Below are 15,895 nucleotides of genomic sequence, written 5' to 3'. Positions count from 1 at the left end.
GGCGACACCGCGGGCCGGCGGAATCTGTCGCACGAAACTGATTAGATCGACCGAAACGCCGGTGACCACACGGCCCGCGTAACCGAGGGAGACATGATGAGCACGGCCACCGAAGCGCAGAACCGGTCGGAACCCGAACCGCATATCGCCGACAGCCACGACCTGATCCGCGTCTACGGCGCCCGCGAGAACAACCTCAAAGACGTCAGCGTCGAAATCCCGAAACGCCGCCTCACCGTCTTCACCGGCGTCTCCGGATCGGGCAAGAGCTCCCTGGTCTTCAGCACCATCGCCGCCGAATCCCAGCGCCTCATCAACGAAACCTACAGCGCCTTCATCCAGGGCTTCATGCCCAACCAGGCCCGCCCCGACGTCGACGTCCTCGACGGCCTCACCACCGCCATCATCGTCGACCAGGAACGCATGGGTTCCGACCCGCGCTCCACCGTCGGCACCGCCACCGACGCCAACGCCATGCTGCGCATCCTGTTCAGCCGGCTCGGCACCCCCCACATCGGCTCACCGCAGGCCTTCTCCTTCAACGTCGCCTCCCTCAGCGGCGCCGGCGCCGTCACCGTCGAAAAAGGCGGCCAGACCATCCGCGAACGACGCAGCTTCAGCATCACCGGCGGTATGTGTCCCCGCTGCGAAGGCCGCGGCTCGGTCTCCGATTTCGACCTCACCGCCCTCTACGACGACACCAAATCCCTCGACGAGGGCGCGCTCACCATCCCCGGATACAGCATGGACGGCTGGTACGGGCGCATCTTCCGCGGCTGCGGCTTCTTCGATCCCGATAAACCCATCAAGAAATTCACCAAGAAGCAGCTCAACGACCTCCTCTACAAGGAACCCACCCGCATCAAGGTCGAGGGCATCAACGTCACCTACGAAGGCCTCATCCCCAAAATCCAGAAATCGTTCCTGTCCAAGGACCGCGAAGCCATGCAACCGCATATCCGCGCGTTCGTGGACCGCGCCATCACCTTCGACCTCTGCCCCGAATGCGGCGGCACCCGCCTCAGCGCCGAAGCCCGCTCCTCCAAGATCAAGGGCATCAATATCGCCGACGTCTGCGCCATGCAGATCAGCGACCTCGCCGACTGGGTCCGTGACCTCGACGAACCCTCGGTCGCCCCGCTCCTCACCGCGCTCGGCGAAACCCTCGACTCCTTCGTCGAGATCGGGCTCGGTTACCTGTCGCTGGAACGCCCCGCCGGCACCCTCTCCGGCGGCGAGGCACAGCGCACCAAGATGATCCGCCACCTCGGCTCCTCGCTCACCGACGTCACCTACGTCTTCGACGAACCCACCATCGGCCTGCACCCGCACGATATCCAGCGCATGAACGAACTGCTGCTGCAACTGCGCGATAAAGGCAACACCGTCCTCGTCGTCGAACACAAACCCGAGGTCATCGCGGTCGCCGACCACATCATCGACCTCGGCCCGCGCGCCGGCACCGAGGGCGGCCAGGTGATGTTCGAAGGCGATATCGACGGACTACGCGCCAGCGACACCATCACCGGCCGCCACCTCGACGACCGCGCCACCCTGAAATCAGCGGTCCGCCCCTCCACCGAGGCACTCGAAATCCGCGGCGCCGACTCCCACAACCTGCGCGATGTCGACGTCGATATCCCACTCGGCGTACTCGTCGTCCTCACCGGCGTCGCCGGGTCCGGTAAGAGCTCCCTCATCGACAGTTCGGTCACCGGACTCGACGGCGTGGTCTCGGTCGACCAGACCCCGATCAAGGGCTCCCGCCGCAGCAACCCCGCCACCTACACCGGCCTGCTGGACCCCATTCGCAAAGCCTTCGCCAAGGAGAACGGCGTCAAACCCGCCCTGTTCAGCTCCAACTCCGAAGGCGCCTGCCCCACCTGCAACGGCGCCGGCGTCATCTACACCGATCTCGGCGTCATGGCCACCGTCGAATCGCCCTGCGAGGAATGCGAAGGCCGGCGCTTCCAGGCCCAGGTCCTCGAATACACCCTCGGCGGCCGCAATATCGCCGAAGTGTTCGAAATGTCGGTCTCCGAGGCCGAGGAGTTCTTCGGCGCCGGAGACGCCCGCATCCCCGCCGCGCACAAAATCCTCGACCGGCTCGTCGATGTCGGCCTCGGCTACATCAAACTCGGCCAGCCCCTCACCACCCTCTCCGGCGGCGAACGGCAACGGCTCAAACTGGCGACCCAGATGGCCGACAAGGGCGGCATCTACGTTCTCGACGAACCGACCACCGGCCTGCACCTCGCCGATGTCGAAAACCTGCTCGGCCTGCTGGACCGCCTCGTCGACTCCGGCAAATCGGTCATCGTCATCGAACACCACCAGGCGGTGATGGCGCACGCCGACTGGATCATCGACCTCGGTCCCGGCGCCGGCCACGACGGCGGCACCATCGTCTTCGAGGGCACCCCCGCCGACCTGGTAGCCGACCGCAGCACCCTCACCGGTAAGCACCTGGCCGAATACGTCGGCGCATGAGAGGGACGACAGGGGAGTAGCCGGGCGGACCCTCCGGAGTCCGCCCGGCTCGTTGCCGGTCAGCGCGTGAACGTCCCGAGACCGCCCGTATCGTAGAACTCCAGCCACAAACGGTCGCCGTCGAAACGCGCCTGCGACACCGTGCCCGGATTCGCACTCTCACCACCCGGCGCGAAGACGAACGTGTCACCCTCCCAGTGCCGGAGCGGAACCGTCACCCGTCCCGGCCCCAGCGTCAGGAGCAGCGCGCCCTCGTCATCGGCCGACACCGTCGCCGGACCGTAGTAGTCGTTCCCGTACACCCCCGTATAGGTGTCCAGTGGTTGCGCCGGCGCCGCGTCGCGCGGCGGCGACGCCCCCACCAGCGCACCGGTAGGAGCGTTGATCTGCTCGAACGCATCCCGGTACAGCTCCCACCAGTCCTGGCGTACCTCTCCGAACTGCACGAGATCGGCGAATTCGGCGTTCAACGTCTCGGGCACCCCGACCGGCGCGGCGTTCGTCAACGTCACGATCCCCACATCCGCCGACGGGATCACCGTGAACGCGGTCGCCGCGCCTTCGTTGAACGCCCCCGAATGACTCAGCACCACCCGGCCCGCGGCCGAATCGTTGACGTTGAAGCCGTAACCGTAGGAACCGGCCCGCGCGGCCGGAGCCCCCGGCGGAACCGATACCGCCTGCGGAGACACCGCCGGGAGCAAGGCCTCCGGGGCGACCACCTGATTCCCCTCGAACGAACCGTCCGCCAGGACCATCGTCATCCACCGGGCGATATCGCGCACCGAGGAATTCACCCCACCCGCGGGAGACTGCGCATCCGGTTGCCGGCCCTGCTCATTGCGGCGATACGTGCCGTCCACCAGGACATGCCCGTTCGCCCGGTCCGGGGTAGCCAGGAAATCGTCGTACCGGGAGCTGGTCGACCCCATCCCCAGCGGCCGGTACAGCGACCGCTCCGACAGTTCCGCCCACTCCGTATCCGACGCCTCCGCCACCGCCGTGGCCGCCGCGGTCACCCCGAAGTTGGTGTACTCGTAGGAGTCCCGGAACGGTCCCAGCGGTAGCAACCGCAGCCGTTCGAGGATGCTCGCGCGATCGAATCCGAGATCCTCCAGTTCGTCTCCGGCGTGATCGGGCAACCCGGACCGATGCGCATAGAGATCGCCGATGGTCACATGGTCGCTGACATAGGGATCGTTCAATGCGAACCACGGTGCCGGCTCCCGGATCGGCGTATCCCAGCGGACCGCGCCCTCCTGCACCTGCCGCGCCACCACGGTCGCTCCGATCGGTTTGGACATCGACGCCAGCTGGAACACCGTTTCCGGATCCACCGGGAGCCTGCTGACCACGTCGCGGACGCCGAACCCCTTCTGATACACGACCTTGCCGTCGTAGACGACCGCGACCGCCATTCCCGGAATCCCCGTGGTCCGCATCAGTTCGTTCGCCCGCTGATCGACACGATCGAGAATATGCTCGACCCGGCCGTTCGGTATGGCGACGCCCGCCGCTTGTGCGGGCCCGGCGGAGTCGTCGTCCGGTGCGGCGGTCTGCGCGGTCGGTACGGGTTCGTCACTCCCACATCCGACGACGAGTCCCGCGGCCGTCACCACCGCGATACCCATCGCTACCAGCGGATGTCTGCGCATAGCTCGCCTCCGGAGGTCGTCGCTGACACGAGCCCAGTCGATCCGAGCCTAGCCTCAGCGCTCGGTCCCATCCGAGAACCGCGGAGGTGCCGTGTCGGGCAGTGCGTGCGCCTTCGATGCCCCGAGATCCCGCCCTGCTCAGGTTACGTCACAGTGACGATAAAGCTTGTGGTCCCAGCCGGTTACGAGGGGAGTGGGCCAGAACTTCCGGAGTGTGAAGCGCCGCCGTGAGGCTCGACCCTCGGCCCGCCGGAGCGTGTACCGAGATCTCACGAGGTTCGCACACGAGTGCCCGCGGCACCTGACGGGTCGACAACCGACGTTACGTCGGGTCGGTGCCTGCGGTCGCCATGAGTTGACATAATCACGCACCGCGAATTCGTTCGGGCGCAGACAGGGTTCCGGTTCACGGATGGATGGCCGCCAGTGTCCCGTTACGTCGACCATGCGGGCCAAGACGTGTGTTCGCCCGGAGATCAGCCGATATGCCACCTCGGAAACCGCACCGCCCAAGAACGCCGATAATCTACATTATGTCAACTAGGCGTTCGGGACGTCCTCCCCGCGCCGCCTCAGGCGTTCCAGCTGTCGGGGACGCGACCGTCGATATCGGTGAATCCGTACTCCCTCGCCAATTCGGCCGAGGTCACGGATCGCTGATTCCAGCGCGCACGCTGCGGATCGGCCGCCACGGCGGCCACGCCGCGACCGATGAAACGCGGCGATTCCGACGATGCGAAGCCCGGTGGCGCCGTCGGTAGACCGCCGGGCCGCTGCTCGTCCAGCGCGGCACGCCAGTTCTCCTCGGTGATGCCGTAGTTGTCCAGCATCATCTCCGATCGCAGCCAGCCGGGCGTCACGGTGACGGCTGTGCCGCTACGCTCGGCGAGTTCGTGTCCCAGGGAGAAACCGAGCCGGTTCACGGCGGCCTTCGCGAGGTCGTAAAACGCCGAGATCCGATAGGTCGAGGCATTGTGGTCCCCGGTACCGTCGGTCACCTCGACCAGCAACCCGCCCGGTTTCGCGACGAGCAGCGGAAGCAGATGATGTGCGGTGACCAGATGGGTTTCGACGCCCAGCCGCAGGATGCGCAGTCCCCGATCCAGGTCGTGCTCCCAGATCGGGGTGTTCCATTCGGCCGGTGCGCCCTTCAGCTTCTCCGCGCCCCAGATATCGTTGACCAGCACATCGATATGCCCGTAGTCGGAGCGTAGCCGCTCGGCCAGCCGCGCCACCTGTCCACTATCCAGATGGTCCACCTGAATGGGCACTCCCCTGCCTCCCAGCCCGGTTACCAGTTCGGCGGTCTCCTCGATCGTCTCCGGGCGGTCGTAATCCGACGTCATTCCGCCCCGACGGCTACTCCGCCCGGTGCAGATCACCGTCGCGCCGGCTTCGCCGAGCCCGGCGGCGATCCCCCGTCCCGCGCCCCTGGTCGCCCCCGCGACCACCGCGACCCGGCCGGACAAAACCCGCTGATCCGCTGATTTGCCCACCTATCGAGGGTGCCCGCACCGGCTTCGGTGGTCAAGGCCCGGACATCCGCCGCCCCGGGCTCAGATAGGTAGCGGTACCGACGGCGGAAAGTTCACCGGCAGTGATGCGAGTGCCCGGTGAAACGGGCCCGCACGCCATTGCAGTTCCTCGGGGGCGCACGCCAACTCCATTTCGGGCAGGACATCGAGAAGTTGCTCTACCGCGACCTCGGCGATCATGCATGCGGGGTCCTTCGCAGGGCACCTGTGGGGCCCGGCGCTGAACGCGAGGTGGGAGCGGTTGGCGTCGACCTCGGCGGAACCACGGATCGCGGGGTCGGTATTGCATGCGGCCATACTGATCAGGACGGGCTGATGAGCGGGTAGCCAGACACCGTCGACGAGGGTGGGCTGCCGTGGGTAGCTGATGCAGTAGTTTGCCATCGGCGGGTCATTGAACAGTACGTCGTCGAGCGCGACCCGGACCGATCGGCTACCGCCGAGCACATCGCCGGCGAAGCGCTGGTCGGTGAGGATCAGCCGCAGAGCATTGCAGATCAGGTTCACACCCGGTTCGATTCCGGCCGCGTACATGGTGAGTAGCTGGTCGATCAGTTCTTCGTCGCTGAATCCTGAGGCGTGGGCCAGCAGCCGTGTGGTGATGTCGTCCCCGGGGGTTTCGCGTTTGGCCGCGATCATTGCCGAGAAGGCGTGGAAGATCTTCGCGTTGATGGTGTCGGCGTCACCACCCTCGAACATGGCCGCGAACGCTTCGACGAGCTGGGTGGCGGCCTCGTCGGGGCAGCCCATCATGGTGTTGAGGACATCGAACACCAGCGGGAACGCGTACTGCTGCAGCAGTTCGGCCGACCCGTCACCGCAGAAGGCGTTCACCAGGGGCAGGGCCCGCTCGCCCACCATTCTGTGCAGGCCGTAGGGATCCACACCGGCCAGGGCCGCCACGGTCGGCTGCCGGTACCGGGCATGTGTGGGGCCGGAATTCCGCAAGGCGTTGAGCCGGTATTCCATCATGCTCTTGACGGGGCTCTCGGGCGGCAGATCCTTCTGCCAGGCGCGGGGGTCCGCGGGAAACCTGTCGGGGTCGTTGAGGATCTTTACCGCGGCACCGTGTCCGATGACCAGGGTCGCGGGCACACCTTCGGCCAACTCCACCGGGACGAGCGACCGGTGGACCCGCCGCATCCGGGCATAGATGCGATGGGGGTCTGCCGCGAATTCCGGGGTGTACAGGGCGAACCCGGCAGCGCTTCCCAAGGGCGATCCGTGTACGACAGGGCGGGCGCTGAGGTTCTGGTCAGTGGTCAACGATGTTGCTCCATGAACTTCCGGGTCGATTACTCTGATTCGATCGTGGTGATGGGACCGCGCGCACAGATGAAGCCGGGGCCGGCGCGCGAATCCCAGGGCGCAGGTCGCAATGACTGTAACCGAGGGTTCGCCGTAACGAACTGAGTGCGTTGCGCTTTGGCGCATTTGCGAACCGGCCCCGTCGAGAACAGTTACTCGTCATCCTCCGCCGCGTCGCGCGCCCGGCCGTGTGTACCCGCCCCGGCGTAGCGCCGGGGCGGGTACACACGGAGGTCAACGGCCGCGGAGATACACCGGCAGATGGGTGTGCCCGTTGGCGATGAAGCTGGCGTTCGTGGCGATCGTGCCGGGGTCCGTCGCGAACGCCACATCCGGGAAGCGCGCGAACAGAGCCGGGAGTGCGATCTCGGCCTCGAGGCGGGCCAGGGGCGCGCCGAGGCAGTGGTGTGCGCCGTGACCGAACGACAGGTGGTCCTTGGAGGTCCGTGTCGGATCGAAGGTGCCGGGGAGGCCGGAGTGGATCTCGGGGTCGCGGTTGGCGGGCGCGAAGCTTGCCAGGACCGCATCCCCCTGCTTGATGGGCGTGCCTTCGATATCCGCGACCGCGTAGCGCAGGGGCAGGTGGGCGACCGGTGGAGCGAAGCGCAGGGTTTCCTCGATCACATCCGACCATGTGACCTCCCCCGTGCGGAGAGCGGCCAGCTGTTCGGGGCGGGTGAGCATTATGTAGATCGCCTGGTCGAGCAGGTTGACGGTTGTTTCGAAGCCGGCGCTGATCATCAGCAGTAGTGTGTCGGCGAGTTCCTGCTCGGTCAGCCGGTCGCCCTCGTCGTCTCGTTCCGCGATGAGGGCGCTGGTCAGGTCGTCGCCGGGTTCCGTCCGCCGGCGTGCGATCAGTTCGCCGAGGGTGCGCTGGAATTCCATGTAGTTCTCGACCGCGTCGCGGGTGGGGGTGCCGGAGAACAGTTCGTCGACGCAGACGCGCAGGGGTGGCTGCAGGTCGTGCGGGACGCCCATGAGTTCGGTGATCACACGGATCGGCAGAGGTTCGGCGTACGCCGCCCGGATATCCACTGCCGCGTCGGCCGGTTGCTCGGCGAGTGTGTCGAGCAGTTCGGTGACGAGGGCTTCGATCCGGGGTTTCATGATCTGGGTGCGCCGGTTGGTGAACGCGGGGGCCACCAGCTTGCGTAGGCGGCGGTGCTCTGTCCCGTATGCCGTGAACATGTTGCGTACCGACACCCAGAGGGCCAGGGGCCAGTCCGCCGGGATCTCGCCGTTGATGAACGCGGGCCAGTGCTGGTGGGGATCTTTCGAGATGAGCGGGTTGGCGAGTAGTTCGCGCAGGATCGTGTAGTCGGTGATCGACCAGGCTCGCACTCCGCCGGGCAGCGCGACGGGCACGATCGGCCCGTGTTCCTTGAGGCGTGCGGCTTCACCCGCGATATCTGCGCCGGTGACGTCGAGGACTATGGGCGCGACGGTGTCGGTCTGGGGATCGGTCATAGGTTTCCTTCACACGGGGCTGACATGGACGGGAGGTCGGCGGGTCGGCGAGCGCGGTGGCTGCGGAGTGCGCAACGCTTTCTCCTCCCCTGCCCATCCGAGCATCACATACTCTCCGGGATCGCGCCTTCCCAGGTGAGGACCGAAACGCTTTTGCGCACAATCGAATAGCTCCTGCGATACCGGCGGTATCGGCCCGGACACCGACTCGTCGTCCGGCGTCGATCGTGAGCGCCGAGCGGCCCGGGGCCGCTCGGCGCTTGCCGCCGAGTATGGAACTGCGGTCGCTCGTTTCAGATGATCGGGACCCTTTCCCCCTCGGCATCGGCCCGCACGACGACGGCGGTGACGTTGAAACCCATACCGACATTGACCAGCAACCCGTACTCACCCGGAGACATCAGCCGACTGTCCTGGATGTGCGCCAGGTTGGCGAGCAGATCGCCGGCACCGAGATGACCGGTTTCGCCGGTCAATTCGAGTGGTCGTGGCAGCCCTTTGGGTAGCGCGGGATAGTAGACCCGGCGTAGCAGGGTACGGCCCAGTCTGCTGAACGCGACCAAGCGGATCGCGGGGTCATCCGGTTCGAGCCCGGTGGCGCTCAGGGCGTCTGCGACAGCGGTTGAAATCGCTTTTCGCATAGCGGGAATCGCGTCGGGGTTCAGGACCTTTTCCACGGGCTCCGAGCCGGAGGTCGCCGAAGGCTGGGAAAACTGCAGTTCGGTGTCCGGACGCCCCGCCGAGGCGATGGCCTGGACCGCCAGCGGGCGCGGGCGCCGATCCAAGACGGCGGCTGTCGCGCCGTCGCCGAGCAGGATCCCCTGGCTGCCGTGGCGCACCCATCTCGTGTGCGGGTCGTGGTCGAAGATATCGCCGGTCGCGATCAGCGCTGTCCGGTATCGGCCACTGTTCAGCATTTCGGCGGCCAGTTCGAGCGCGATGGCGCCGCCACCGGATTTCTGCTGGATACCGATCGTCACCGCCTCGTGGGAACCGATCAGTCGTGCCAGCCGGGTATGCGGGATGGGCATGGCGTCACCCTGGTCGTCGAGCCACGCATAGATCACGAGATCGATCTCGGATGGTCGATGACCACTGCGCCGCAGGGCGTCGACCGCGGCGGGTACCGCGAGATCTGTCACGGGATCACCGTCGCAGACGGGTATCCGCCGGTATCCTTCCAGGTCACATATTTCGGCGTCGTCCTCGTGGATACCGGCGCCCCGTGCGGTTTCGCGCCGGTCCGGCAGGCAGGTGGTCGCGGCGGCGATCCCCACCGCGAGCGCGGGTCTCGCGGTGGTCTGCGTGGCGGGTTGGGTCTGGGTGGATCGGGTTATCGCGGCGAGTATTCCCATTAGATGGGCGTATCCGACGAATGTTCCGCGACGATCTGTGCCAGTTCGCCGACGGTCGCTGCTCCGAATACCGCTTCGTCGTCCAGGACGATGTCGAAGTGGTCTTCGATACGGGTGAGGATGCGCATGAATCGCACCGATTCGATATTGGGCAGTTGCTCGATGACATTATCGAGCGCAACTGTGGTCTTCAGTTCTTGGGCGAACAGATCGCACACGGCGACGCCTGCTGTTTCGGTGGAGTACGGCATTGTCGGCTACCTCGATCAGTTCGTTCGGAGCGGTGGGTCTTGGCGCATGGTTTCGAACCGGCGGCAGGCCAGTTCGATACGATTGACGTAGCGGCCGATTCGGTCCTGTGCTTGCCGTCCGGCCGGGCCCAGGTCTGTCCGGTCGAGCAGGCGCAGATGCCGGATGTATGGGTTGATCACCGCGTCGATATGCATGCGGCTGGTGTAGACGCCGGCCTTGATGAATTGGCGCGACAACGCGGCGAAGTCCGGTATCTGCTGGGCCGGCCCGCCGAAGACGGTGATCACGTCGCAGAGCGCGACCATCGCTTCCTCGGGGTCGATTTCGAGCGCGGCTTCCACCAGATTTCGGTAGAAGATCATGTGCAGATTCTCGTCTGCTGCCAGTCGGGCCATGATGCGGTCACAGATCGGGTCGTTGCTGAGCATTCCGGTATTGCGGTGAACCACACGAGCCTGTAGTTCCGACATGCTGAGCATCATGATGGTGCGCAGCACCCCATCGCCTTCGTGCGCGCTGACGTACCCGTTCGCCATATGCGCCATCCGTGCCCGCTCCAGCGCGACAGGGTCCACCGCCCGGGTGGTGTGCAGATAGTCCCGCAGTACCACGGAATGCCGGGCTTCTTCGGCGGACCATTGACGCACCCATTCGGCCCAGGCGCCGTTGTTTCCGTGAGAGGACAGGATCGTGTAGAAGTAGCTCGGCAGGTTGTCTTCTCCGAGCAGCCCCACGATCAGTGATGCTCGTGCGTGTTCGGACAGCCTGCTCTGACCCGGTTCCCAGGGGTCGCCACCGAGTGGTCCGTCGAAGTCGGTGCCTTGACTCCACGGGACGAATTGATGCGGGAACCATTCCTTGGTGAGACTGAGATGCCGGTCCAGATTATCCGCGACTACCGGCGCCAAATAGGTCATTACGCCGAGGTCATGCTTTTCCGTCGTACTTGTCATTATGGCTTCTCCTACAACCCGGTCGAGCGTCTCATACGCGCGATGCGCGAATTATCCTGTTGGTGAGTAGGTTCGACCCGCGGCGGAAAGTTTTGCCGCAGCCGCAAGGCGTTGCCATTTCCCGCTGGTGGAGCGGGTGAGAAAGCCGGGTGAAACCGGATACACCCGAACAGCGGAAAGACCGAGATCCGCGGTCACCTGTTTGCGAACTCTTTCGATCAGCTCCGGGTAATCGGCTTCCGGCGCTTCGGATTCGACAATCAGACCGACATATTCCTCGATACGGCCATCTGCGGAGTGTTCGGCGTCGGCGAAGGCTATCGCGCGGCCCCGGTGAACACCCGGCACCGTGCGAGCGACGTGTTCGGCGTCGGACGGAAAGTAATTCCGGCCGTTCACGATCACCATCTCTTTACGCCGGCCGCCGACGTAGAGCCGGCCCTCGTGCCAGAAGCCGAGGTCACCGGTGCGCAGCCAGTCACCGTCGAACAGTTCGCTGGTGGATTCCGGATCGCGGTAATAGCCGGTTGTCACCGAGGCGCCGCGGATCTGGATCTCACCCAGTCGATCCTCGGCGCATTCGGAGCCGTCACCGGCGATGATGCGCACTTCCATACCGGCGACCGGACGCCCGGCGGAGACGAGGCCGGTGGCCGCGGGATCTCCGGGGGCAAGTGTTCGCACCACGCCGCTTTCCGCCAGCGCATCGCGGTCGGCCCACAGGATGGCGGGTGGGTTGCCCGGCTGGGAGAAAGTGATGGCCAGAGTGGCCTCGGCCATTCCGTAGGCGGGAAACATCACCGATGGCCGGACACCCGCTGGAGCGAGTGCGGTGTCGAAGTTCTGGAGGGTCTGCGGTGAGAGGACCTCTCCGCCGTTGACGGCCAGTCGCCAGCGGGAAAGATCGAGTCCCGCCACCAGGTCGGGGGCGGCCAGGGCCACGCGGGCGATCAGGTCATAGCTGAAATTCGGGCCGGTGGTGATGGTGGCGCCGGTGTCGGCGACGAGCTGAAGGAACCGCTCCGGCCGCCGGATGAAGGTCTGCGGGGCGACGAGATTGACCTGTCCCCCGGAGAACAGCCCGGCCAGCACGCCGAAGAGACCCATATCGTGGTAGAGCGGAGTCCACAGCGCCCAGACGTCCTCGGGGGTCATCTCCCCCGAGCGCACGATCCCGTGCAGGCCGGCCAATATGTTCGCGTGGGTCAGCAGTACGCCGCGCGGGGCCCGCGTGCTGCCCGATGTGAACTGCACGAATGCGGCAGTGTCGGGTTGCACGCTCGGCAGTGCTCCGGCGCCGGGCGTGCTCTCCGCGACGGTGATGAAACGCAGTCCGGGACAGGTGTTGTGCAGCTCGCTCGTCACGGCGTCGAGCTCCGGTCCGGTCACCACGGTCTGCAGGCCGGCGACATCGACGAGCTGGGCGAGGTGTGCGGCCTGCTTCGCAGGGTGGACCGCGGCCAATGGAAGGACGGTCGCCGCTCTTCCGGCGCGTACGATGCCGAACCACGCGATGAGGAACTCCGGTCCCGGCGGGAGCATGATCCCCACCACGGCACCGGGTTCGGGGCCGGACAGCAGTCCGTGCGCGAATCGTTTCGAGGCGTCCGACAGCTCGGTCAGGCTGATCCGGTCGTCATCGCCCGGCCGGTCGGGAAAGCGGACGTATCGTCCTTCCGGGGCGGTGTTCGCGGCGAGGAAGTCGAGTGCCCCACCAAGGTTGGAATTGGACCAGACCGATGGTAACGTCATGTCAACCACACCTGTACCGCTACTGTGGTTCCGGCCACTGGCGGGTCACCGTCCGGCCACTTCGCTGAAAATCTGCTGAACTGCCCCATAACGACCACCTCGAGCGAGCCGAGCCAGCCCCGTCGTTGCGGCTGGTTTTAGACACAATGTCTCAACGGTATCACCGCCGGTTCATTAGCGTTGGAAAACAGTCTGTTTCGGGGCCCGAGGTGGCCGTGTGCGCCGCAGCTAGAGCTTCGGAGCGGGCGGGAAGACGACCGGCAGCGACTCCAGCGCACGATGGAACGGGCCCGGACGCCAGACGAGCCGCTCCGCCGGGAGTGCGAGCTGGAGTTCCGGAAGGGCGTCCAGCAGATGGTTGATCGCATCTTCCGCGATCAGCATCGCCGACGACCGCGCATGCGCGGGACAGGAGTGCGGGCCGGAACCCCACGCGAGATTCCAGCGATTGTTGAGATAGTCGCCATTGTTCACCGCCGGATCGTTATTGCAGGCGGAGATGCTGACGAGCACCGGCTCATCCGGCGGCAACCAGACATCGTCGATCAGCACGGGCTGCCGAGGGTAGGTCATGCAGTAGTTCCCCAACGGCGGGTCCTTCACCAGAATCTCGTCGATGGCCGCCCGGGCGGAGGGCGGAAAGCCGGTGTCCGATACGGCATACCGGGAGTCGGTCAGCATCAGCAGCAGCGCGTTGCAGATGAGGTTGTGCGGCGGCTCGATTCCGGCGCCGTACAGGGTGACCAGCTGATGAATCAGTTCCTCGTCGCTGAGACCGGTCTCGTGCTGCAGCAACCGGGTGGTGACGTCGTCGCCTGGTTCGGCGCGCTTCATCGCGATGAGTTCGAGCATCGACTCCACGATCATCGTGTTGGCACGTTCGGCGGCGGCGGCATCCGTCGATTCGAAGATCATGGCCATCGCCTGCACCATTCGCGCGCCGATCTCGTCGGAACATCCCAACATGCCGTTGAGCGCGCCGAACATCAACGGCAGTGCGTACTGACCGATTACGTCGGCCCTTCCGTTCCCGCAGAACGAGTTGATGAGCGGGCGCGCGGCATTCTCGACGATCACCCGCAGCGCGTGCAGGTCCACCCCGTCGAGTGCCGAAACGGTCGCCGAGCGGTAGCGGGCATGGGCCGGACCGCTGGAACGTACGGCGTTCGGGCGCCATTCCAGCATGGGCATGATCGGCGAATCCGCGGGGGCGTTGGCCTGCCATACCCTGGGATCGGCGGGGAATCGCTCGGGCTCGTTGAGGATTTTGACCGCCGTGTGGTAGCCGAGAACCAGCGTCGCGGGGATGCCCGGTGCGATCTCGACAGGCGCCAGGTTGCCGTACCGCTGGCGCATACGCAGGTACGCTCTTTGGGGATCCGCCGCGAACTCCTCGGTCCAGAGTGGTTCGCGGGGGCCGCCGGTGGTACTGGCCGGATGGATCGCGGCACCGGGCGGGGCCTGTTGAGGATGCACCGAAGATCTCCTTTGGGTCTGACTTACTACATGTTCGATGGGAGCGGCCGAGCAGGTCGCCGACGGCGTCTCGCACTCGGCGGGTGCCGCCGGGACGGCAGTCTAGCCGTTCGGTGGCGGCACCGAAGTCCGCGCGAACCCATTGTCTCCAAGCCGATCCCGGCAGCGGCCGCTGATACCGAACGGTCCGCGGCCGGAGGGCAACCGGATCACCACCCACGGCCGGAAGCGTTGGACAGCACGCCGGATGCGCCGCCACGAAGCCGCTTCCATGACGAGGAATATGTATCCGGCGGGATGCACCGGCAGAGATCCGGCGTCGGCATTGCGATGCCCAGGGCCGGATCTCTCGGGTAGCCGGGCGATCGAGGCTGTTGCGGTGGCCGGCCTGCCGCACCACGGCGTGGCCGGGCAACTCACGAGACGGTGGTCCCGTCTCGGCAGACCGAGTTACCCGGTGTCCATGACCCCCCTCCATCGTCATGGACACCGGGTAACTACGACGCCGAGGCAGCGGCCGGCCGGGCTCGGCCCGGCGTCACAGACGCTACGCGGAGCCGCCTCGCGCCGACTCCGGAAATTTGTACGATCGACTATGAAAATTTGCAGAGTTGAAGGATCCCGTGAACGCCAGCGATTTCGAGCTCACCGGCTTCAGACCGGATAACAGCGACCGGGAGAACCACGCCGAGGCGTGGAAACAGCACGTCACTCCACTCCAGGGAGCATTCGACTTCCACTTCCCCGGTTACCGGGACGAGGTGTTCACGGGGTCGAGTTCTGTGCAGCGCCAGGGTCACCGGGTGCTGGCGCAGTTCACCTCCACGGGAATGCGATACAACCGGACCGCGCGCAACGCGGCTTCCGACGGAGACGCCGGGCTACGGCTGGTGGTGCCCGTCGGGGGCCGGATCGGGCTGACTGCTGGGCGGGAGACAGTGGATCTGGCGCCCGGCCGCGTCGGGGTGTTCCGGATGGACCATCCGATGGCCCTGGAGCACGAGACGGGCATGGTCGGGCTCATCGCGACCGTACCCGACGGCATCATTCCGAGGCGTCTCACCGACAGGATGCCGCCCGGTCTCGGGCAGCGTCCCATGGCGGCACTGCTGTCCTCGCATATGGCGCAGTTGAACGCCCTCCGTGACACCATGACGGCGCGGCAGTTCATGCAGGGTACCGAGGTGATGTTCCAGCTTCTCCGGTACGCCCTCGAAGGCGAGGAGACGCCTGCGCCGCGGAAGGTCTGCTCCATCGGGGAGGCGGCCCGCCGACAGGTCCTGGCCAATTCCGACGACCCCGATTTCTCGGTGCGATCGCTGGCCGCGGCGTGCCACTGCTCGGTCAGTCAACTCTACAAATCTCTCGACGGAGTGCGGCCCGCCGAGCTGTTGCGCACCACGAGGCTGGAGAAGGCGTGGGACCGGCTGCGTGACCCCCGGTTCCGCACCATCGCCGACGTCGCCACCGCCTCGGGGTTCAACCACCTCGCGACCTTTCATCAGGCATTCGTGATCCATTTCGACATCACTCCCGGTGAGGCACGCCGGCAGCTCCTGGACGGTGGCCCATCCGCCGTCGGCAGGACAGTGGGCACGCCGCCGTCGTGATCGACGGGTCTATGTCTCGCGTCGTCGACGACGCGCCGGTGT

11 protein-coding genes are annotated in these 15,895 nt (G+C 66.0%); 2 read left to right on the top strand and 9 right to left on the bottom strand.

The annotated features are described in order from the left end of the window. The first annotated feature begins 96 nt into the window (after nucleotides 1–96). Nucleotides 97–2,490, top strand: a complete 2,394-nt coding sequence (locus tag ACZ6SF_RS06575; protein WP_466060958.1) for an ATP-binding cassette domain-containing protein — start codon at nucleotides 97–99, stop codon at nucleotides 2,488–2,490. Nucleotides 2,491–2,549: 59 nt separating this feature from the next. Here the strand turns inward: ACZ6SF_RS06575 and ACZ6SF_RS06570 are convergent, their stop codons facing one another. The 9 genes from ACZ6SF_RS06570 to ACZ6SF_RS06530 form a co-directional block, all read right to left on the bottom strand. Further along, nucleotides 2,550–4,145 (bottom strand): serine hydrolase, encoded by a 1,596-nt coding sequence (locus tag ACZ6SF_RS06570; RefSeq protein WP_466060957.1) that lies wholly within the window; start codon nucleotides 4,143–4,145, stop codon nucleotides 2,550–2,552. Nucleotides 4,146–4,717: 572 nt separating this feature from the next. After that, entirely contained in the window at nucleotides 4,718–5,641 is a 924-nt protein-coding gene (locus ACZ6SF_RS06565; protein WP_466060956.1) for an SDR family oxidoreductase, read from the bottom strand. Between the two features lie 60 nt (nucleotides 5,642–5,701). Then, nucleotides 5,702–6,895, bottom strand: coding sequence for a cytochrome P450 family protein (locus ACZ6SF_RS06560; RefSeq protein ID WP_466060955.1), 1,194 nt, complete (start codon nucleotides 6,893–6,895; stop codon nucleotides 5,702–5,704). A 327-nt stretch (nucleotides 6,896–7,222) separates the two neighbouring features. After that, complete coding sequence (locus tag ACZ6SF_RS06555; RefSeq protein WP_466060954.1) at nucleotides 7,223–8,455, bottom strand: cytochrome P450 family protein; 1,233 nt, start codon at nucleotides 8,453–8,455, stop codon at nucleotides 7,223–7,225. A gap of 293 nt (nucleotides 8,456–8,748) precedes the next feature. Then, entirely contained in the window at nucleotides 8,749–9,810 is a 1,062-nt protein-coding gene (locus ACZ6SF_RS06550) for a ketoacyl-ACP synthase III family protein (protein ID WP_466060953.1), read from the bottom strand. Continuing rightward, the gene (locus tag ACZ6SF_RS06545) at nucleotides 9,810–10,061 is read right to left on the bottom strand and encodes an acyl carrier protein (RefSeq protein WP_466060952.1); all 252 of its coding nucleotides are present in this window, start codon (nucleotides 10,059–10,061) and stop codon (nucleotides 9,810–9,812) included. Before ACZ6SF_RS06545 ends, ACZ6SF_RS06550 begins: the two co-directional genes overlap by 1 nt. A 15-nt stretch (nucleotides 10,062–10,076) precedes the next feature. Beyond that, entirely contained in the window at nucleotides 10,077–10,979 is a 903-nt protein-coding gene (locus ACZ6SF_RS06540; RefSeq protein ID WP_466060951.1) for an acyl-ACP desaturase, read from the bottom strand. An 87-nt stretch (nucleotides 10,980–11,066) separates the two neighbouring features. Further along, nucleotides 11,067–12,767 carry an AMP-binding protein gene (locus ACZ6SF_RS06535; protein WP_466060950.1) on the bottom strand — a complete coding sequence of 567 codons (1,701 nt, stop codon included), beginning with the start codon at nucleotides 12,765–12,767 and terminating at the stop codon, nucleotides 11,067–11,069. A gap of 228 nt (nucleotides 12,768–12,995) precedes the next feature. Continuing rightward, nucleotides 12,996–14,243 carry a cytochrome P450 family protein gene (locus ACZ6SF_RS06530; RefSeq protein WP_466060949.1) on the bottom strand — a complete coding sequence of 416 codons (1,248 nt, stop codon included), beginning with the start codon at nucleotides 14,241–14,243 and terminating at the stop codon, nucleotides 12,996–12,998. Between the two features lie 623 nt (nucleotides 14,244–14,866). Here ACZ6SF_RS06530 and ACZ6SF_RS06525 point away from each other — a divergent pair. Beyond that, nucleotides 14,867–15,853, top strand: a complete 987-nt coding sequence (locus ACZ6SF_RS06525) for a helix-turn-helix domain-containing protein (RefSeq protein ID WP_466060948.1) — start codon at nucleotides 14,867–14,869, stop codon at nucleotides 15,851–15,853. Nucleotides 15,854–15,895: the final 42 nt, after the last annotated feature.

This window comes from Nocardia sp. NPDC049935, from assembly GCF_055586645.1.
Note: the sequence above shows the minus strand (reverse complement) of the source record. Positions and strands in the feature narration are given on the sequence as shown.

Excerpts from the sequence above, each read along its gene's own strand:
- ACZ6SF_RS06575 (WP_466060958.1), top strand. The coding sequence starts at position 97 with ATGAGCACGGCCACCGAAGCGCAGAACCGGTCGGAACCCGAACCGCAT.
- ACZ6SF_RS06570 (WP_466060957.1), bottom strand. The coding sequence starts at position 4,145 with ATGCGCAGACATCCGCTGGTAGCGATGGGTATCGCGGTGGTGACGGCC.
- ACZ6SF_RS06555 (WP_466060954.1), bottom strand. The coding sequence starts at position 8,455 with ATGACCGATCCCCAGACCGACACCGTCGCGCCCATAGTCCTCGACGTC.
- ACZ6SF_RS06550 (WP_466060953.1), bottom strand. The coding sequence starts at position 9,810 with ATGGGAATACTCGCCGCGATAACCCGATCCACCCAGACCCAACCCGCC.
- ACZ6SF_RS06545 (WP_466060952.1), bottom strand. The coding sequence starts at position 10,061 with ATGCCGTACTCCACCGAAACAGCAGGCGTCGCCGTGTGCGATCTGTTC.
- ACZ6SF_RS06540 (WP_466060951.1), bottom strand. The coding sequence starts at position 10,979 with ATGACCTATTTGGCGCCGGTAGTCGCGGATAATCTGGACCGGCATCTC.
- ACZ6SF_RS06535 (WP_466060950.1), bottom strand. The coding sequence starts at position 12,767 with ATGACGTTACCATCGGTCTGGTCCAATTCCAACCTTGGTGGGGCACTC.